At 71.5% G+C, this 18,591-nt stretch carries 14 protein-coding genes; 9 read left to right on the forward strand and 5 right to left on the reverse strand.

The annotated features are described in order from the left end of the window. Positions 1 to 48: 48 nt before the first annotated feature. Both FB454_RS15545 and FB454_RS15550 read right to left on the reverse strand, forming a co-directional pair. Entirely contained in the window at positions 49 to 2,874 is a 2,826-nt protein-coding gene (locus FB454_RS15545; RefSeq protein WP_145754171.1) for a transglycosylase domain-containing protein, read from the reverse strand. Positions 2,875 to 3,068: 194 nt separating this feature from the next. Then, positions 3,069 to 3,515 (reverse strand): DUF5318 domain-containing protein, encoded by a 447-nt coding sequence (locus FB454_RS15550; protein ID WP_013289362.1) that lies wholly within the window; start codon positions 3,513 to 3,515, stop codon positions 3,069 to 3,071. Between the two features lie 174 nt (positions 3,516 to 3,689). Here FB454_RS15550 and FB454_RS15555 point away from each other — a divergent pair, with 174 nt between their 5' ends. Both FB454_RS15555 and FB454_RS15560 read left to right on the forward strand, forming a co-directional pair. Next, positions 3,690 to 4,328 (forward strand): PadR family transcriptional regulator, encoded by a 639-nt coding sequence (locus tag FB454_RS15555; RefSeq protein WP_013289363.1) that lies wholly within the window; start codon positions 3,690 to 3,692, stop codon positions 4,326 to 4,328. A gap of 23 nt (positions 4,329 to 4,351) precedes the next feature. Then, positions 4,352 to 5,431: an inositol-3-phosphate synthase gene (locus FB454_RS15560; RefSeq protein WP_013289364.1), complete on the forward strand. Its 1,080-nt coding sequence runs from the start codon at positions 4,352 to 4,354 to the stop codon at positions 5,429 to 5,431. Between the two features lie 65 nt (positions 5,432 to 5,496). On the opposite strand, the gene FB454_RS15565 is transcribed toward FB454_RS15560, so the two are convergent. Further along, positions 5,497 to 5,976, reverse strand: coding sequence for a methylated-DNA--[protein]-cysteine S-methyltransferase (locus FB454_RS15565; protein ID WP_091330524.1), 480 nt, complete (start codon positions 5,974 to 5,976; stop codon positions 5,497 to 5,499). A gap of 81 nt (positions 5,977 to 6,057) precedes the next feature. Here FB454_RS15565 and FB454_RS15570 point away from each other — a divergent pair, with 81 nt between their 5' ends. Continuing rightward, positions 6,058 to 6,600, forward strand: a complete 543-nt coding sequence (locus FB454_RS15570) for an NfeD family protein (RefSeq protein ID WP_013289366.1) — start codon at positions 6,058 to 6,060, stop codon at positions 6,598 to 6,600. 25 nt (positions 6,601 to 6,625) lie between these two features. Then, positions 6,626 to 8,134 carry a flotillin family protein gene (locus tag FB454_RS15575; RefSeq protein ID WP_013289367.1) on the forward strand — a complete coding sequence of 503 codons (1,509 nt, stop codon included), beginning with the start codon at positions 6,626 to 6,628 and terminating at the stop codon, positions 8,132 to 8,134. Between the two features lie 57 nt (positions 8,135 to 8,191). Here FB454_RS15575 and FB454_RS15580 read toward each other — a convergent pair whose 3' ends face one another. Beyond that, complete coding sequence (locus FB454_RS15580; protein WP_145823124.1) at positions 8,192 to 10,228, reverse strand: S8 family serine peptidase; 2,037 nt, start codon at positions 10,226 to 10,228, stop codon at positions 8,192 to 8,194. 176 nt (positions 10,229 to 10,404) lie between these two features. Then, positions 10,405 to 11,865 (reverse strand): CCA tRNA nucleotidyltransferase, encoded by a 1,461-nt coding sequence (locus FB454_RS15585; RefSeq protein ID WP_013289369.1) that lies wholly within the window; start codon positions 11,863 to 11,865, stop codon positions 10,405 to 10,407. 132 nt (positions 11,866 to 11,997) lie between these two features. On the opposite strand from FB454_RS15585, the gene murJ reads away from it, so the two are divergent. The 5 genes from murJ to trxB all read left to right on the forward strand — a co-directional run bounded on the left by murJ (position 11,998) and on the right by trxB (position 18,583). Continuing rightward, positions 11,998 to 13,746, forward strand: a complete 1,749-nt coding sequence (gene murJ / locus FB454_RS15590) for a murein biosynthesis integral membrane protein MurJ (protein ID WP_145823125.1) — start codon at positions 11,998 to 12,000, stop codon at positions 13,744 to 13,746. A 410-nt stretch (positions 13,747 to 14,156) separates the two neighbouring features. Continuing rightward, complete coding sequence (locus tag FB454_RS15595; protein WP_030269537.1) at positions 14,157 to 15,767, forward strand: protein kinase family protein; 1,611 nt, start codon at positions 14,157 to 14,159, stop codon at positions 15,765 to 15,767. A 43-nt stretch (positions 15,768 to 15,810) separates the two neighbouring features. Next, the gene (sigM, locus tag FB454_RS15600) at positions 15,811 to 16,515 is read left to right on the forward strand and encodes an RNA polymerase sigma factor SigM (RefSeq protein WP_030269539.1); all 705 of its coding nucleotides are present in this window, start codon (positions 15,811 to 15,813) and stop codon (positions 16,513 to 16,515) included. Continuing rightward, positions 16,512 to 17,453 (forward strand): hypothetical protein, encoded by a 942-nt coding sequence (locus FB454_RS15605; RefSeq protein WP_071097344.1) that lies wholly within the window; start codon positions 16,512 to 16,514, stop codon positions 17,451 to 17,453. Before sigM ends, FB454_RS15605 begins: the two co-directional genes overlap by 4 nt. Positions 17,454 to 17,629: 176 nt before the next feature. Next, positions 17,630 to 18,583, forward strand: a complete 954-nt coding sequence (gene trxB, locus FB454_RS15610) for a thioredoxin-disulfide reductase (RefSeq protein ID WP_030269547.1) — start codon at positions 17,630 to 17,632, stop codon at positions 18,581 to 18,583. Positions 18,584 to 18,591: the final 8 nt, after the last annotated feature.

Here is an 18,591-nt window from a genome sequence, read left to right on the forward strand (position 1 = left end):
CGGCGGCCGGACCGCTCGGGTCCGGCCGCCGCCGTCAGGTGGTACGCGTCAGTTCTGCCGTGTCGGTGGTGTGCTCGGCAGCAGCCCACCGCCGCCACCGCCACCACCGGGGCGTCCGCCGCCTCCGGGGAGCCCACCCCCGCCGGGGTTGTTGCCACCCTGGTCGCCGCCGCCGGGGTTGCCGCCACCGGGCGTGCCGCCGGGGCAGAACAGACCCAGCGGGTCGCAGTTCGGGCCGCCCGGCTGGCCGGGCTCGTTCGTCGGCGGCGGCGCCTCGCCGTTGCCGGCCTCGTCGTCGCCGACGTTCGCGGCGGGCGGGAACTCTTCCTTGTCCTTGCCCTTGAGCGCGTCGTTCATGAAGCGCTGGAAGATGTCACCCGGCATCCGGGCGCCGCTGATGTCCCGGCCGTCCTTGTACTTGATCGCCTTGCGGTCCTTGACGTTTCCGACCCAGACGGCTGTGGCGAGCTGCGGCGTGTAGCCGATCATCCAGGCATCGCCGTTGCGGGTGGTCTTGTCACCGAGTTCCCAGGTGCCGGTCTTCTCGGCGACCTGCCGGCCCTCCTCGAGGCGCTTGTTGATCTGGCCCGGGTACTGCTTCAGCACGGACGTCACGTCGGCGACGATGTCCTTGTCGATCCGCTGCTGCCCCTTGAGCTTCTCCCCGCCGACCGTGTCCCACTTGCCGGTGTCCGGGTTCTGCTTCTGCACCAGCTTCACGAAGTGCGCCTTGTGGTAGACGCCCTGGTTGGCGAACGTGGCGACGCCGTTGGCGTGGTCGAGCACCGTGATCGGGTACTGGCCGTAGCCGACGACGTGGAAGAACGGCGACGGCGCCAGGTCCTTCGGGTCGGCCTTGGTCAGGTCGTGCGCCTTGGCCGGGTTGGTGTCGGTCTGCCACATGGTGGTGACGCCGGCCTGCTTGGCCATGTCGAGCACCTTGTCCGGGCCGATCTGCTCGGTGATGTAGTAGAACGGCACGTTCAGCGACTTCAGCGTCGACTGCTCGAGCGTGCAGGAGTCACCGCAGGTGACCCGGTCGGCGCCGGCGTTGCTGACCTTGAACTTGGTGCCCTTCGGCGTGAACGCCGATCCCTTCCACCGGGACTTGAGCGAGATGCCTTCCTTCAGGGCGGCGGCGAGCGTGTAGATCTTGAAGCTCGAGCCCGGCGAGTGACCGCCGCTGACCACGCCGTTGTCGACGTTCTTCCCGGCGTAGTCGGTGCCGGTGCCGTTGTCGCCGCCGTAGTAGGCGAGCACCCGGCCGGTCTTCGGGTCGATGGCCACCACGGCGGCCATCAGGTTCGGCGGCTGGCCGGCGAGTTCGGAGCCCTTCTTGGCCCGCTGGGCCGCGGCGAGCGCCGCCTCCTGCATCTTCTGGTTGATGGTGGTGGTGATCTTGTAGCCACCCCGGCTCAGCGCCTTCGAGCACAGCGGCTTCTTCTCGGTCGCCTCGGCCTCGTTGTCGGTGCAGAGCTTCATCTCGCGCAGTTCCTGCGAGACGTAGTTGACGATGTTGCCGTACGGGGTGTCGATGCCGAAGCCGCCGCCGCTGTTCTTCGACGGCTTCGCGATGTTCGTCGGGTACTCGGTGGGGTGCTGCGGCGTGTTCGGCGCGTCCAGCCACTTCTCCGTGATCATGCCGTTGATCACGTAGTTCCACCGGTCCAGCGCGGCGGTCGGGTTGATCGCCGGGTCGTAGCCCTGGTGGGTGGCGCTCGGCTCCGGCTGCTTGATCAGCGCGGCGAGCACCGCGGCCTCGGCCACGGTCAGGCTCTTGACGTCCTTGCCGAAGTAGGTCCGCGCCGCCGCCTGGATGCCGTACGCGCCACGGCCGAAGTAGATGACGTTCAGGTAGTGCTGCATGATCACGCGCTTGTCGTACTTGTCGTTCAGCTTGGAGGCGAGGATCGCCTCCTTCACCTTGCGGCCGTACGTGTCCTGGTTCAAGTTCTCGAACGCGTTGCGCGCGTACTGCTGGGTGATGGTCGAGGCGCCCTGCTTGTCGCCGCCGGTGAGGTTGTTCCACGCGGCGCGGGCGATGCCCTTGTAGTCCACACCGGAGTGCTTGTAGAAGTTCCGGTCCTCCGCCGCGGCGACCGCGTGCTGGACGTGCTCCGGGATCTGGTCGATGGTGACCAGCTGGCGGTTCTGGTCGCCGATCCGGGCGATGGCCTGCTTGCCGGTCGAGTCGTAGATGGTGGTGGACAGCGGCGGGATGGTGTCCTCCGGGAGCACCACCTTGGTGGAGTACCAGGTGAAACTCACCACGCCGATGCCGGCGAGCATGATGAACACGGCGAAGCCGGCGATCAGCATGTTGATCCGGCGGCGCTTCTTCGCCCGCGCCGGGTCCTCGCCGCGGCCACGCCGGCCGGGGCCGGCCGGACCGCCGGGACCACCGGGGCCGCCGCCGGAGGCGCCGGGCACCCGGGCGCGGCCACCGACGGCCGCCGCGCCGACGCTCGCGCGTGCGCCCACGCTCGCACGCCCGCCGGGGCCAGCCGCGCCGACGCTCGCCGCGCCCACCGAGGCGCGTCCGGCCGGAGCGGCCGGGGAGACGGGCACCGACGCCCGGCCGGCGCCCGCGCGTCCGGAGACGCCGGGTGCCGGCGAGACGGGCACCGAGGCCCGGCCGCCCGCGCCGGCCCGGCCGACCGAGGCCGAGCCTGCCGCCCCGCGCGGCGCCGGAGCGCCACCGACCGAGGCCCGGCCGCCCGCGCCGTACGGTGTCGCGGAGGCGCGCGCCGAGGCGCCGCCCTCAGCCGCGCCGGACCAACCGTTCCCGCCCCGGCTCCCTTCGGAACCGGGGTCGCCGTTCGGGCCCGGGATCTGGGCCCGCCCACGCGAAGAACTGGGATCGCCGTAGTTCATTCCTCACACCCTGCCGGTCGCGGTGGGGCGCGGGGGCGCCGCCACCGGGTTGCCGTGAGCTGGAACACGGGACGTTACCCGCCGGCCGTGCCAGCGATCGCCCGTCAAATCCGATCTATTCGGACCAATTACGCGTAAAGGCTGTCGATCCTGCCGCCCGGGGAATGGGCCGGCAGCGATCGGGACAGCCGCGTTCACCGTTGCGCCTCTCGCCTTCGCCGAGGGGTGGAGCCGTTGGCCGCGACCGACTCGTCCGCGTCCTCCGCCTCGCCAGCGAGACCGTCCCGGCCGAGCAGGAACTGCTCGACGAGATGGTTCCAGTCGCAGCCGGGGCAGACCTCCACCACGAACACCTGGAACTCACGCAGCGTCATGGCCAGGACGGGCAACTCGGCCCGGGTACGCGCCTGGCCGGCCGACTGCTTGAGTTCGTCACCGTAAATGTAGTGGACGTGGATCAGGTTCTCGCTGCGGCAGATCGGGCAGCGGTGGTCGGTCGGCTCGCCGTGGAAGCGAGCAGCGTTCTTCAGGTACGGCGAGGCGTCGCAGACGTCGTACGTGCCGATCCGCCCGGCGAGCAGTTCACGCAGCACAGCTCGCTTCTGAAGCGAGTAGTCGACGACCTGGCGCTGCGTACGCATGCGGCAAAGGGTACGCGCTCCCGCGAACCCAGGCGACCATGGTCACGATGCGTGATGATCGCGTCGCGTAAGCAGGGGTTTGCCCCATCCTCACCTCTCCGCTAACGTGCGATGTATCGGTTCGATACATCGCGGTGGTTAGCGCTCCGCGCAGGGGGAAAGAGGGGATGGCCCGTGCTCGAGCTCGCCATCCTCGGCCTCCTGCAGGAGGCGTCGATGCACGGCTACGAGCTGCGCAAGGAGCTGACCGCCAAGCTCGGTGCCATCCGGGCGGCGATCAGCTACGGCTCGCTCTACCCGACCCTGCGTCGGCTGCAGGCGGCGGGATGGATCGCCGAAGCCGCCGAGACACCCGCGACTGCCGAGGAGGTTCCCGCGCTGACCAGCCGACGCGGTCGGGTGGTCTACACCATTACCGCGGAGGGCAAGGAACGCTTCGCCCAGCTCATAGCGCAGGCTGGACCCGAGACGTACGACGACACGGGCTTCGGCGTGCACTTCGCGTTCTTCGCCCGGACCGACCAGGCCACCCGGCTCCGGATCCTGGAAGGTCGTCGCCGCAAGATCGAGGAACGTCGCGAAGGTCTTCGTGACGTGCTCGGCCGGGCAGCCGAGCGCCTCGACGCGTACACCCTGGAACTGCAGCGCCACGGGCTCGACGCCTGTGAGCGCGAGGTCCGCTGGCTGGAGGAGCTCATCGCCAACGAGCGCTCCGGCCGGGCCCCCGCCGACCCGCGACCCGGGACGGCCGGTGGCCGAGGAGACAACGACAGCCCGCCCACGCCTGGAACGTCCAGGAAAGAGCGGCCGTGATGAAGAAGAAGGAGGCAGACGCTATGGGCTCCGTCCGCGTCGCCATCGTCGGTGTGGGTAACTGCGCCTCGTCCCTCGTACAGGGCGTGGAGTACTACCGGAACGCCGACCCGAACGACCGCGTCCCGGGTCTCATGCACGTCACCTTCGGCGACTACCACGTCTCGGACGTGAAGTTCGTCGCGGCGTTCGACGTGGACGCCAAGAAGGTGGGCATGGACCTCGCGGAGGCGATCGTCGCCAGCGAGAACAACACGATCAAGCTGTGCGACGTGCCGCCGACCGGCGTCACCGTGCAGCGCGGCCCGACCTTCGACGGTCTCGGCCAGTACTACCGCGAGATCGTCGAGGAGTCGGACGCCAAGCCGGTCGACGTGGCGCAGGCGCTGCGCGACGCGCAGGTCGACGTGGTCGTCTCCTACCTCCCGGTGGGCTCCGAGGAGGCCGACAAGTTCTACGCCCAGGCCGCGATCGACGCCGGCTGCGCGTTCGTGAACGCCCTGCCGGTCTTCATCGCCTCCGACCCGGAGTGGGCGAAGAAGTTCACCGACGCCGGCCTGCCGATCGTCGGTGACGACATCAAGAGCCAGGTCGGTGCCACCATCGTGCACCGCGCCCTGGCGAAGCTCTTCGAGGACCGCGGGGTCGAGCTGCTGCGCACGTACCAGCTCAACTTCGGCGGCAACATGGACTTCATGAACATGCTGGAGCGCAACCGCCTGGTCTCGAAGAAGATCTCGAAGACCCAGTCGGTTACCTCCCAGATCCCGCACGAGATGAGCAAGAGCGACGTGCACATCGGCCCGTCCGACCACGTGCCGTGGCTCGACGACCGCAAGTGGGCGTACATCCGCCTGGAGGGCCGCTCCTTCGGTGACACCCCGCTCAACGCGGAGCTGAAGCTCGAGGTGTGGGACTCGCCGAACTCGGCCGGTGTCATCATCGACGCCGTCCGCGCCGCGAAGATCGCGCTGGACCGGAAGATCGGTGGCCCGATCCTCTCCGCCTCCTCGTACTTCATGAAGTCCCCGCCGGAGCAGTACGCCGACCACGACGCGCACGCTGCCGTCGAGGCGTTCATCGCCGGCGAGATCGAGCGCTGACGCGCTGACACGCACAAGAAGGAAGGCCGGGTCCGCGCGGACCCGGCCTTCCTTCTTCGCGTACGTCAGGACCAGGCTCGCCGCAGGGCCACCGACGCCTCCAGCTCCAGCAGCGTCACCTTGCGCGGCAGCCCGCCACCGAAGCCGACCAGCTTGCCGCCCGCGCCGACGATCCGGTGACAGGGCACGATCACCGGCACCGGATTACGGTTGCAGGCCACCCCGACCGCCCGGGCGCCTCCGGGGTCTCCGACCGCCTTCGCCACCTCGCCGTAGGTCTTCGTCTCCCCGTACGGGATGCGGGTCATCTCCCGCCACACGGCGCGCTCGAACTCGGAGCCCCGGGGTGCCGACACCGGCACGGTGAACTCGGTCAGCTCACCGGCGAAGTACGCCCGCAGCTCCGCCACCGCCAGCCGGGCCACCGCGTCGCCGGGTTCGCCGGCCGCCCCGTCCACCCGGCCGAAGTGCGCGCCGCGCACCGCGTCGTCGTCGGTGCCGACGGAGAACTCGCCGATCGGGGAGTCGAGCACGGTCCAGCGCATGCCACCCATTGTCGCGCCCACGCCGACATTCTCCCCGGCCGGTTCCCTGAGGGCGGGCTGGACGACCGCTGAGCGAAGTCGATGTTGCACGGCGTCGATACCGTGCAGGTCATGGCCACCGGGACGCTCATCTTCCTGATCATCGGCGGGATCGGTGTCGGCGTGCTGACCCTCGCCCTGCTCGGCTCGGGAGTGCTCCACCTCGGCCAGCCGGACGTCGACGGGCCGGTGTCGCTGGAGGCGGCCGCCGGGTTCACCGGGGCGTTCGGTTTCGGCGGCGCGATCGTCAACGAGCTGCTCGGGGGTCGTACCCCCGGAATGATCGCGGCGGCGGTGGCCGGCGGCGCGCTCGCCGCCGTGCCCACCGGCTGGCTGGCGGCGCGGCTGAGCCGTGCGGCCCGCAACATGCGCACGGACGCCACACCCACCCGCGACCACCTGGCCGGCGCGATCGGCCTGGTGGTGACGCCGATCCCCAGCGGCGGCTACGGCGAGGTGCGGGTACGCCTCGCCGGCCAGCCGGTGAAGCTCAACGCCCGCGCCGACGGGCCGATCGCGGTCGGCACCCGGATCTTCGTGGTCGAAGCACTGAGCGAGACCAGCGTGCACGTCGAGACCTACTGACACCACCACACAGACGGGAACGCCCATGCCCCTGCTCGTCGCCATCGGCGGCGCGGTCCTCCTCGCCGTCGTCCTCGTCCTCTTCGTGTTGTCCCGGATCAAGGTGGCCGGGCCGAACCAGGCGTTCATCGTCACCGGCCGCAAGGGCCGCACCACCCAGTCCGCCGACGGAGCCCGCTCCACAGACATGTCCGGCCAGAAGGTCGTGCTCGGCGCCTCGGTCTTCGTGCTGCCGGTGGTGCAGAAGCTCCAGTCGCTCGACCTGTCCAGCCGCCGGATCGACGTCAGCATCCGCGGCGCGGTGAGCAAGCAGGGCATCCGCACCGAGCTGCACGGCGTGGCGATCGTGAAGGTCGGCGGCACCGAGGACGCGATCCGCGCCGCCGCCCAGCGCTTCCTGAACCAGCAGGAGGAGATCGACAACTTCACCCGCGAGGTGCTCGCCGGCGCGCTGCGCTCGATCGTCGGGCGGCTCACCGTCGAGGAGATCATCCGGGACCGGGCGGCGTTCGCCAGCGCGGTCGCCGAGGAGGCCGAGCACTCGATGACCAACCAGGGCCTGGTGCTCGACACGTTCCAGCTCCAGGACATCTCGGCCGAGGGCTCCTACCTCCAGGACCTGGGCCGGCCGGAGGCGGCCCGGGTGCTCAAGGACGCGGCCATCGCCGAGGCGCGGGCCCGGCAGCAGGCCGAGCAGGAGCGGCTGCTCGCCGAGGAGGCGATCGCCGAGGCGAACCGGAACCTGGCGCTCAAGCAGGCCGGCATCCAGGCCGAGATCGACGCGGCGAAGGCGAAGTCGGCGGCGGCCGGGCCGCTCGCGCAGGCCGAGCGGGACCAGGCGATCCTCTCCGAGCAGCAGAAGGTGGCCGAGCGCAACGCCGAGCTGAAGCAGCGCCAGCTCGACACCGAGGTGCGCAAGCCGGCCGACGCGGCCCGGTACAAGGTCGAGCAGGAGGCCGAGGCGGCCCGCAACGCGGCGGTGCTCAACGCCGACGCGCAGCGGCAGGCCACCATCGCCGCCGCGCAAGCCTCCGCCGAGCAGGCCCGCCTCACCGGTGAGGGCGAGCGGGCCCGCCGGGCCGCGCTGGCCGAGGCTAACGCGATCGAGGGTGCCAAGGAGGGCGAGGCCGAGCAGCGCCGTCGTTCCGCGATCGCCGAGGCGGTCGAGCGAGAGGGCCAGGCCGAGGCCGCGGCCATCCTGGCCAAGGGTCAGGCCGAGGCCGACGCGATGGCCCGCAAGGCCGAGGCGTTCGCCGCGTACGGCGAGGCGGCCGTGCTGGACCTGCTGGTCAAGGTGCTGCCCGAGGTGGTCGGCGCGGCCAGCGCCCCGATCGGCGCGATCGACAAGATGACGGTGATCTCCACCGACGGCGCGTCGTCGCTGACCAAGTCCGTGGCCGGCAACGTCGCACAGGGCCTCCAGCTCGGCAGCGACCTGACCGGCATCGACCTGGCCGGGCTGCTGGCGCGGCTGGGCAGCAGCGCCCAGCACAACGGCAAGACCACAGTGGACGGCACCACGGTCACCCCGTGACGACGGACGCCCGCCGGTTCCCCTCGGGAGCCGGCGGGCGTCGTGCGGTGGTACGGATCAGAGCACGGCGACGACGAACTTCTCGCCCGCGCCCAGGCCGAGGGTCGGGCTGTTCCAGTCGATGGTCCGGCTCGCGATGAGCTGGCTGGTGCCGGCGCTGCCGGCGGTGACCGCCTTCTCGTTGATGTTCGCGTACAGGTAGACCGAGCCGTCGGCGTTGTAGTCGAGGAACGACATCCCCTCCCACGCGCCGATCGAGGCGCCCCGCGCGATCAGCGGCTTCGCCCCGGCGCTCTCCGCCGTCACGAACTTGCCGTTGATCTGGGCCTTCAGACCGAAGGTGCCGTAGCCGTCACCCACGTTCACCAGCTCGTACTTCTCCCAGGCGCCGACGGTCGCCGAGCGGGCGATCAGCGGCTTCGCCCCGGCGTTCTCCGCCGTCACGAACTTGCCACTGGCCACCGACTTGATGCTCACGAGGGGTGCCGGGGCGTCGAAGTCGAACTTCTCGGCGGTGCCGATCGCGGTCTTGCTCGCGATCAGCGGGGAGGTGGCGCTCGGCGCGGTGACGTACTTGCCGTTGATCGCCGCCTTCAGGCTGATCGTGCCGTCGGTGTTGTCGACGATCTGGAACTTCTCCCACGCGCCGATGGTGGCCGAGCGGGCGATCAGCGGCTTCGCCCCGGCGCTCTCCGCCGTGACGAACTTGTTCGTGACCCGCGCCCGCAGGCCGAACAGGCCTCCGCCGGCGTCGACCACGTCGTACTTCTCCCAGGCGCCGATCGAGGTGCCCCGGGCGATCAGCGGCTTCGTCCCGGCGCTCTCCGCGGTGACGTAGCGGCCGTTGACGCGGGCCTTGAGCCCGTACGAGCCGCGGGCCGTCACGGCCGAGCCGATGTGCAGCAGCCGGTCGGTGGAGCCCATGATGTCGTGCACCACGCCGCCGATGCCGGTGGTCACGACCGAGTCGCGCACCTGCTGCGGCGACCAGCCCGGGTGCTCCTCCAGGAGCAGCGCGGCGGCGCCCGCCACGTGCGGGGACGCCATCGAGGTGCCGTTCATCGACTCCGAGCCGGCGCTGGTGCCGGCCTTGGCCGAGACGATGCCGGTGCCGGGGGCGAACAGGTCCAGGCAGCGGCCGTAGTTGGAGAACCAGGCGCGCATGTCGACCCGGTCGGTGGCCCCGACGGTGATGGCGGCGGGCACGCTCGCCGGCGAGGAGCCGCAGGCGTCCTGCATGCTGTTGCCGGCCGCTACCGCGTAGGTGATGCCGGAGGCGATCGAGCGGGCGACCGCGTCGTTGACCGCCTGGTCGACGCGGTCGACGCCGAGGCTCATGTTCGCCACGGACGGGCCGGTGGCGTTCGTGGTGACCCACTCGATGCCGGCGATCACCTGCTCGGTGTCGCCCTGGCCGGAGCAGTCGAGGACCCGGACGGCGACCAGGTCGACGGCCTTCGCGACGCCGTACGTCGTACCGCCGATCGTGCCCGCCACGTGCGTGCCGTGCCCGTCGCAGTCCTGCGCGACGTCGTCCTGCTCGACCGCGTCGTAGCCGTTGCGGGCGCGCCCGCCGAAGTCCTGGTGGTCGATGTCGATGCCGGTGTCGATCACGTACGCGGTCACCCCGGCGCCGGTCGACGGGTAGGTGTACCTGCCGTCGGTCCGGGTCTTGAGCTGGTCGATGCGGTCCAGGCCCCACGGCGGGGTGGTCTGGGTGCCGGCGGTGCTCCAGCGCTGGACCTGCTGGACGTACTCGACGTCCGGGTCGGCGGCGAGCCGCGCGGCCTGCCGGGCGTCCATGGTGGCCGAGTAGCCGTTCAGCGCCTTGCCGAAGACCCGGCGGACGGTGCCGCCGTGCTCGCCGGCCAGCGCGGACGCGGCGGACTTCACCTTGGCCGGGGTGGTCTTGCCCTTCTTGAGGACCACGATGTAGCGGCCGGGCACCGCCTCGGCCGTGCCGGCGCCACGGACCGACGGTCGCTTCGGGTCGGCGAGGGCCGGCCCGGCGACGGTGGCGCAGAGGATGGAGGTGGCGCTGGTGAGGGCGAGCCCCACGAGGGCGGAGCGGCGCAAGCCGCCACGACGTGTCACGAATTGTCTCCCCGTGTCCAGCGACCGTCCGGATCGGACGGGCGGATGAATCAGAACAGCCGCATCTGTCGATTCGGCGGCTGCCGATGACTCATCATGCGGGAGACATCGACCGGAGCGGGTCAACCGTTCGGTCGACACGCCGGCGTATCGTCGTCAGATCCGCGGCGCCGGCCTCAGCCGGTGATGCCCTCGTCGCGCGCCCAGCGCAGCAGCTCCGCCTCGGCCTCGTCGCGGTCCAGCGGCCCGCGTTCCAGCCGCAGCTCCTTGAGGTACTGCCAGGCGCGACCGACCACCGGCCCCGGTGGTACGCCGAGCAGCTCCATGATCGCGTTGCCGTCCAGGTCGGGGCGGACCCGGGCCAGGTCCTCCTCGGCCGCGATCCGGGCGATCCGCTCCTCCAGCGCGTCGTAGTCGGCCGCGAGCTGGGCGGCCTTGCGCCGGTTGCGGGTGGTGCAGTCGGAGCGGGTCAGCTTGTGCAGCCGGGACAGCAGGTCACCGGCGTCGGTGACGTACCGGCGTACCGCCGAGTCGGTCCACTCGCCCCGGCCGTACCCGTAGAAGCGCAGGTGCAGCCCGACCAGCTTGACCACCTGGGAGGTGATCTCCTTGGAGTAGCGCAGCGCCTTCATCCGGTTCTTGGTCAGCCGGGCACCGACCACCTCGTGGTGGTGGAAGCTGACCCGGCCGTCCGCGCCGACCGCCTTGGTGGCGGGCTTGCCGATGTCGTGCATGAGCGCGGCCATCCGCAGCACGAAGTCGCAACCGTCGGACTCCATCGACATGGCGTTGCTGACCACCGTGAGCGTGTGCTCGTAGACGTCCTTGTGCTGGGCGTGCTCGTCGATGGTGAGCTTCAGCCCGGTCAGCTCGGGCAGGAAGCGCTCGGCCAGCCCGGTGTCGACGAGCAGGCGCAGCCCGGTGATCGGGTCGGCGCCGCAGAGGAGCTTGGTGAACTCGTCCCGGATCCGCTCGGCGGTGATCCGGTCCAGGTCCGCAGCCATCTCGGTCATCGCCGCGCGAACGTCCGGGTGGACGGCGAAGCGGAGCTGCGCGGCGAACCGGGCCGCGCGCAGCATCCGCAGCGGGTCGTCGCGGAACGACTCCTGCGGCGTTCCCGGGGTACGAATGATCTTGGCGGCCAGATCGGCCAGTCCGCCGTACGGGTCGGTGAACCGGTGGTCCGGAAGACTGACCGCCATCGCGTTGACTGTGAAGTCGCGGCGCTTGAGGTCCTCGGTCAGGCTGGTGCCGTACTGCACCACCGGGTTGCGGCTGACCTGGTCGTAGACCTCCGCGCGGAACGTGGTGATCTCCAGGTTGAGGCCGTCGCGCTGGCAGGCGATGGTGCCGAACTCGCGTCCGGTCTCCCAGATCGACTCGGCCCAGCCGCGGATGACCTTGATGGTCTCGTCCGGGTGGGCGTCGGTGCAGAAGTCGAGGTCGTTGCCGAGCCGCCCGAGCAGCGCGTCGCGGACGGATCCGCCCACCAGGTGCAGTTCGTGACCGGCCTGGGCGAAGCGCCGGCCCAGCTCGTCGGCGACCGGTGAGACTCGGAGCAGTTCGGCGACGGCGTTGCGCTGCGCGGCGGTCAGTTCGCGGCGGTCGGCGGCGTGGGAGGCGGAGGCTTCGGACATGGGATCGCCAGCCTATCGGGCCGGAGGTGGATCGACCGCGCCGGGCGCGGGTAACGGGTCCGGGTTGACTAAGGTTCCGGTTGGGCGGGGCCGGCCGGGCCCGATCGCCACGTACCCCCTGGAGGCTGGCAGATGAGCGGCGGGCTCTACCGCAGCGCGAACGCGCACGGCGGCGGCCTGCCGCCGGACGACGGCGCCACCTTCATCTCGGCCGAGCCCCTGAACCAGCCCGGCGTCGAGGCCGTCGCACCGCCGCAGGAGGTGGTCGCCGAGACCAGCGCCGCGGCGAACAGCGCGGTGATGGCGATCGGCAGCCTGGTGAGCCGGGGTACGGGGTTCATCCGCAACCTGATGATCGGCGCCGCGCTCGGCACGATGGTCGGCGACGCGTTCACCACCGCCCAGTTCCTGCCCAACCAGGTGTACGAGTTCCTGCTCGGCGGCGTGCTGACGAGCGTCCTGGTGCCGGTGCTGGTGCGCCGCCGCAAGATCGACGCGGACCGGGGCGAGGCGTACGCGCAGCGCCTGCTGACGCTCGCGGTACTGGCGCTCGCCGCGACCGCGCTGATCGCGGTGCTGCTGGCCCCGGTGCTGACCGCCGTGTACGCGGCCGGCGGCGACGATCCGGCGTACACCAAGCTCGTCACCCGGCTGTCGTACCTGATGCTGCCGATGCTGTTCTTCACCGGCATCAGCGCGCTGATCGCCGCGGTGCTGAACACCAGGGGGCACTTCGCCGCCCCGATGTGGGCGCCGATCCTCAACAACCTCGTGTCGATCGGCACGTTCGGCCTGTACATCGTCGTCTTCGGCGCGACCGGCCTCCGGCCCGACGAGGTGGGCTGGGACCGGATCCTGCTGGTCGGCGGCGGCACGCTGCTGGGCGTGGCGGTGCAGGCGATCGGCCTGCTGCCCGCGCTGCGCAAGGTCGGCTTCCGGTGGAAGGCGCGGTTCGACTTCCGCGAGCTGGGGCTGCGCGAGCTGGCCCGGCTCGGCGCCTGGATGTTCTGCTACGTCGCGGTCAACCAGCTCGGCCTCTTCGTGGTGGTCAACCTGCTCAACCGGGCCAGCGGCGGGGACGGCGAGAACGCCGGCCTGCTGATCTACAACAACGTCTTCCTGCTGCTGATGATGGCGCACGGCATCATCGCGGTCTCGATCATCACGGCGCTGATGCCCCGGATGAGCGCGGCGGCGGCCGAGAACCGGTTCCACGACGTCACCGCCGACCTGTCCCGCGGCACCCGGATGGTCACCGCGGTGCTCGCGCCCATCGCGGTCTGCTACGCGGTGCTGGCCGCCCCGATCTCGGTGGTGGTCTTCCGGTACGGCGCGTTCACCGGCGACAACGCGGTGGCCACCTCGACCGTGCTGCTCGTGGCGGCGCTGGGCCTGGTGCCGTTCGCGGTGAGCCAGCTCTTCACCTTCGCGTTCTACGCGCTGCCGGACACCCGTACCCCGGCTCTGATCAACATCCCGGTGGTGGCGCTGCGCGTCCTGCTCCAGGTGGGCCTGTTCCTGCTCTTCTCGAACACGTTCGCGGCCGCCGGGATGATGCTCGGCAACGCCGTGTCGTACCTGGCGGCGGCGATCATCTCGGCGATGCTGCTGCGGCCCCGGGTGGGCCGGATCGGACTGGGCGGGATCATGCGGACGCTCGGCCGGGTGGTCGTGGCGGCGCTCGGCGCCGCGCTCGTCGGCGTGCTCGTGGTGGCCGTGCTCCCCGGCAACCCGGCGAGCCTGAGCTGGCTCGCCGCGGCGGTCCAGTTGGTGATCGGCGGCGCGGCGATCGGCGCGACCTATCTCGGGCTCGCCATGGTGCTGCGGATCGGCGAGATCACCGAGGTGGTCGGGATGGTCCGGCGGCGCCTCGGGCGTTGACCCCCTAGGTGACCGACGGTGAACGAGGATCACCAGGCTGGGGATACGGCTGTGGATAACTTGGAATTCCGCCGTCCAATGGGCCTCTCGGCCTGTGGACAACCAACCGTACGGACGAGGGAGCGCAGGCCGGGGCGGGGAAAACCTCCCCGTCTCCGCACCGGTACGCCCCTGTGCCGCCTCGTTGCCGCCAACCTTTAGATTGACGGTGCGTGTCCGGCTCGCCCGCCGGGTGGGCGGGCGACCCGGCCGGGGCCCGTGGCGACTGGCCTTCCGGCCGGTCACAGCGGGAAGATGACATGTCGGAGAACCGGGCATCCCGGGTAAGGTCGCTCTCGACGGGTACGACCGGGATCGGCGCGGGTGTCGAGACCGCCGGCCGTTCCACCGAAGGCAGAGCGGGAAGCCACATGCCCAGCAGCACGGGTCCATCGATCGACGCGATCACCGAGGGAGGACGGGTGACCCAGGTCGGCGAGGGTCAGGAAGCGGAGGAGACCTCTCCTGCGGTCGTGACCTTCGGTGCTCCCACTGTCGGTGAGCTGCTCGCGGAGCGGTACGAACTGGTCGAGCACATCAACAACGACAGCGCGGGCCGGCTGGTCTGGCGCGGTGTCGACGTGGTGCTCCGCCGTCCCGTCGCCGTGGTCCTCCGCTACCCGGGTGGCGACTCCGCCACCGAGATGCTTCAGGCCGCGGTCGCCGCGAGCCGCGTCATCCACCCCAACCTGGTCGGCGTCTACGACGCGATCGACGAGGACGACCGGGCCTACGTGGTCCGCGAGTGGGTCGACGGGCAGTCGCTGCGCGAGCTGGTCGCCGCCGACGGGCCGCTGGACCCGGCCCGGGCCACCGCGATCGGCAACGCCGTCGCGAGCGCCCTCGCCGCCGTGCACGCCACCGGCATGGTGCACGGCAACCTCCACCCCGGCACCGTCATGATCAGCGACGACGGCCGCGTGGTGCTCGCCGACGCGCGTACCGACGGCGCGGACAGCCAGGAGAACGACCTGCGCGCGGTCGGCGGGGTGCTCTACTTCGCCCTGACCGGGCACTGGCCGCACGGCGAGGCCCCGCTGCACGGCGCCACCGCCGGGCACGGCCGCGCCGCACTGCCGGACGCCGTCCGGGACGCCGGCGGCGCCATCGCCGCGCCACGGCAGATGCGCGCCGGTGTGCCGGCCTACCTCGACGACCTCACCATGGACCTGCTCGACGCGGAGATCCCTCCGCCGTCGTCGGACGTGCTGGCCGCCGAGCTGAGCCGGCTCGACATCCCCGCCGACGAGCAGTTCCTGGAGCAGGCCGGTCCGCTGCGTTTCACCGCCGAGCCCGGCGAGGAACCCTCACCGCTGGCCGCGGCCGGCGGTCGCAAGGTCGCCATCGGCATCGCCGGTCTGCTGGCGGTCGCCCTGGTCGGGCTGCTCATCGGCATCAACGCGCTCGGCGGTGGCGACGACGGCGACAAGGAGCCGGTCGCCCAGCCGTCGAACAGCGCGCCGGCCACCGGGGGCGGCGCCGAGCCCGCCGCGCAGGTCCGCAAGCTCACCATCCAGGACGTACGGATCATCGACCCGGACGGCGACCGCGCCGAGGTGCGCAACGCCGAGAAGGTGATCGACGGGAACGACGACGAGGGCTGGGAGACCAACAGCTACCGCAACAACGGCAAGTTCGGCGGTCTCAAGAAGGGCATGGGTGTCTGGATCGACCTGGGCGCCCCGCACACGGTCAAGCAGCTGGAGGCGACGCTCTCGGCCACCGGTGCCACCGTGGAGCTGCGTACCGGCGCCCGCGGCGACTTCCCGTCCAGCTCCTCCGGCGACAAGCAGCTCGTCAACGCCTACTCGACGCTGATCGGGCCGGCGAACGAGGACGGCGGCACCAAGATGATCTTCAACGCCTTCGAGCCGGACCAGAAATACCAGTACCTGCTGTTCTGGATCACCAAGCTGCCGGCGAAGGACAGCGGCAACAGCTGGAAGCTCGGCGTCCAGGAGATCGTGGTCCAGGGCTCGTGACCCGGCCGCCGTCCCCGCCGCGCCACCTCCGCCGGATGTGGTGATGGCGGAACGCGACGGCGCGCAGCCCGGCCGCTCCGACCTGGAGCTGCTCCGGGCACACGCGGCAGGCGACCGGGACGCCTTCACCGAGCTGTTCCGACGGCACCGGGACCGCCTCTGGGCGGTCGCGCTGCGGACGATCGGCGACCGCGAGGAGGCCGCCGACGCCCTCCAGGACGCCATGCTGTCGGCGCACCGTGCCGCGGCCCGGTTCCGGGGCGACTCGGCGGTCACCACCTGGCTGCACCGCATCGTGGTGAACGCCTGCCTGGACCGGATCCGGCGGCGGCAGACCCACGCCACCGTCCCGCTGCCCGACGGCGTGCACACCGACGGCGAACCGGGCCGGCACACCGGCGGTCCGGAACCGGCCGCGCCGGCCCACGATCACGACACCGCGCTCGTGGTCCGGCAGGCGCTCGCGGCACTGCCCGCCGAACAGCGGGCCGCGCTGGTCCTGGTCGACGTGCAGGGCTACCCGGTGGCCGAGGTCGCCGCCATGCTCGGGGTCGCCGAGGGCACGGTCAAGAGCCGGTGCGCCAGAGGCCGGGCCCGCCTCGCCGTGCTGCTCGGGCACCTGCGTACCGGCACCGACGCACCGGCCGCCGACGTGCCGCGGCTCACCTCCGGGAACCGCAGACGCCCCGAGGGCGTCGGATCCTCGTCGGGAGCGTCCCGTCAGGCCGTCAGCCAGGAGGAGCCGTGACTTCCCGGGAGTTCAGCGAGGTCGACCACGACCTGCTCGCCGACTACCTCGGCGGGGCGCTGGACGGCACCCCCGAGCAGGCGACAGTGGCACGGCTGGTCGAGCAGGACCCGACGTGGCGTGCCGCGTACGAGAATCTCGCCGACGCGATCGACCTGGTCGGCGCCGACCTGGCCGGCTGGGCCGCGGCCCCCGCGCCGGAGATGCCGCAGGCGGTGGCCGACCGGATCACCGCGGCGCTCGCCGGCGCCGGCCCCGCGCTGCGCGACGGTACGCCGCTCGTGCCGGCGCAGTCCGGCGGCGCGAGCCGGCCACCCGGCACGGCACCCCGTCCCGAACGGCACAGCGGCCCCGGTCGTCGTCCCCGGCGCTGGGCCCGCATCGCCGGGCCGGTGGCCCTGGCCGCGGCCTCGGTCGCCGCGGTGGGGCTCGGTGTCGGCCGGCTGGCCGACCCGGGCGACAGCGGTACGGCCGACCAGGCGGCCCGGGAGGCGGCGCCGATGGCCGGCGCGCCGTACCGGACCACCGGACCGGCAGTGCGCAGCGGCACCGACTGGACACCGGAACGCCTCGCCGGCGCCCGGGCGCCCGCCGGAGCGAAGTCGATCACCGGAGACATGGCCGGTCCGTCCGGCGCGGCGAAGGACGGCGCGGAGACGCCCCTGTCCCCCGATCAGTACCGCCTCGACGCCCTCGGCGGGGTGGACCGGCTGACCCGCCCGGAGACGCTCGCCGCGTGCCTCACCGCGATCGGGGTCGAGCACGGTTCCGGGCCGCTCACCGTGAACATGGTCGACTACGCCCGGTTCCAGGGCGCACCGGCGCTCGTGGTGACGTTCGCGGACGCGGGCGGCGCCCGCTGGGGCTGGGTGAGCGGGCCGGAGTGCGGAGTACCCGGGTCCGGCGCGGACACGCGGTTCCGGACGCGGGTAGGGTGAAAACGCGGTCACGACGCTTGTCCCGCCACGTGACCTGACCCACCGGATGACCGGCTCGGGAATCCCCGCTTCGTACGATGACGTTCTGCAAGTCAGGCGCCGGCGCCCCTGAGCCGTCGGCACTCGGGATCGACATCGGTGCGACCGGTGACGAACACACACATCGGGAGACGGCAGTGGACGAGGTCCGCAACCTGATCATCATCGGCTCCGGTCCGGCCGGCTACACGGCGGCGGTCTACGCCGCCCGCGCCAACCTGAAGCCCCTGGTGATCGAGGGCGTGCAGTCGGGTGGCGCGCTGATGACCACCACCGAGGTGGAGAACTTCCCCGGCTTCGCGGACGGCATCCTCGGCCCCGAGCTGATGGACAACATGCGCAAGCAGGCCGAGCGCTTCGGCGCCGAGTTCCTCACCGACGACGTGACGCGGGTCGAGCTGAAGGACACCGGCGAGATCGGCTCCGACGCGGTGAGCACCGTGTGGGTGGGCGAGACCGCGTACCGCGCGCACGCCGTCATCCTCTCCACCGGTTCGGCCTGGCGTCCGCTGGGTGTGCCGGGTGAGCAGGAATACCTCGGCCACGGTGTGTCGTCCTGCGCCACCTGTGACGGCTTCTTCTTCCGCAACCAGCACATCGTGGTGGTCGGCGGCGGCGACTCGGCGATGGAGGAGGCGAGCTTCCTCACCCGCTTCGCCGAGTCGGTGACGATCATCCACCGCCGCGACTCGTTCCGCGCCAGCAAGATCATGGCGGACCGGGCGCTGGGCAACGAGAAGATCAAGGTCGAGTGGAACTCCGTGGTCGAGGAGATCCTCGGCGACGACGGCAAGGTCAACGGCGTACGGGTGCGCAATGTGCACACCGGCGAGAGCAAGGTGCTCGACGTCACGGGCGTCTTCGTGGCGATCGGGCACGACCCGCGCAGCGAGCTGTTCCGCGGTCAGGTCGAGCTGGACGACGAGGGGTACGTGAAGGTGCAGGCCCCCAGCACCCGTACCAGCGTGCCCGGCGTGTTCGCGGCGGGTGACCTCGTCGACCACACCTACCGGCAGGCCATCACGGCGGCCGGCACCGGCTGCGCCGCCGCGCTGGACGCCGAGCGGTTCATCGCCACCATTCAGGGCTGAGAGTTCCA

It is taken from the genome of Micromonospora sp. CNZ297 (assembly GCF_007827625.1).

Coding starts and splice junctions, on each gene's coding strand:
- FB454_RS15545 (WP_145754171.1), bottom strand. CDS start 2,874: ATGAACTACGGCGATCCCAGTTCTTCGCGTGGGCGGGCCCAGATCCCG.
- FB454_RS15550 (WP_013289362.1), bottom strand. CDS start 3,515: ATGCGTACGCAGCGCCAGGTCGTCGACTACTCGCTTCAGAAGCGAGCT.
- FB454_RS15560 (WP_013289364.1), top strand. CDS start 4,352: ATGGGCTCCGTCCGCGTCGCCATCGTCGGTGTGGGTAACTGCGCCTCG.
- FB454_RS15565 (WP_091330524.1), bottom strand. CDS start 5,976: ATGCGCTGGACCGTGCTCGACTCCCCGATCGGCGAGTTCTCCGTCGGC.
- FB454_RS15570 (WP_013289366.1), top strand. CDS start 6,058: ATGTTGCACGGCGTCGATACCGTGCAGGTCATGGCCACCGGGACGCTC.
- FB454_RS15575 (WP_013289367.1), top strand. CDS start 6,626: ATGCCCCTGCTCGTCGCCATCGGCGGCGCGGTCCTCCTCGCCGTCGTC.
- FB454_RS15585 (WP_013289369.1), bottom strand. CDS start 11,865: ATGTCCGAAGCCTCCGCCTCCCACGCCGCCGACCGCCGCGAACTGACC.
- murJ (WP_145823125.1), top strand. CDS start 11,998: ATGAGCGGCGGGCTCTACCGCAGCGCGAACGCGCACGGCGGCGGCCTG.
- FB454_RS15595 (WP_030269537.1), top strand. CDS start 14,157: ATGCCCAGCAGCACGGGTCCATCGATCGACGCGATCACCGAGGGAGGA.
- sigM (WP_030269539.1), top strand. CDS start 15,811: ATGGCGGAACGCGACGGCGCGCAGCCCGGCCGCTCCGACCTGGAGCTG.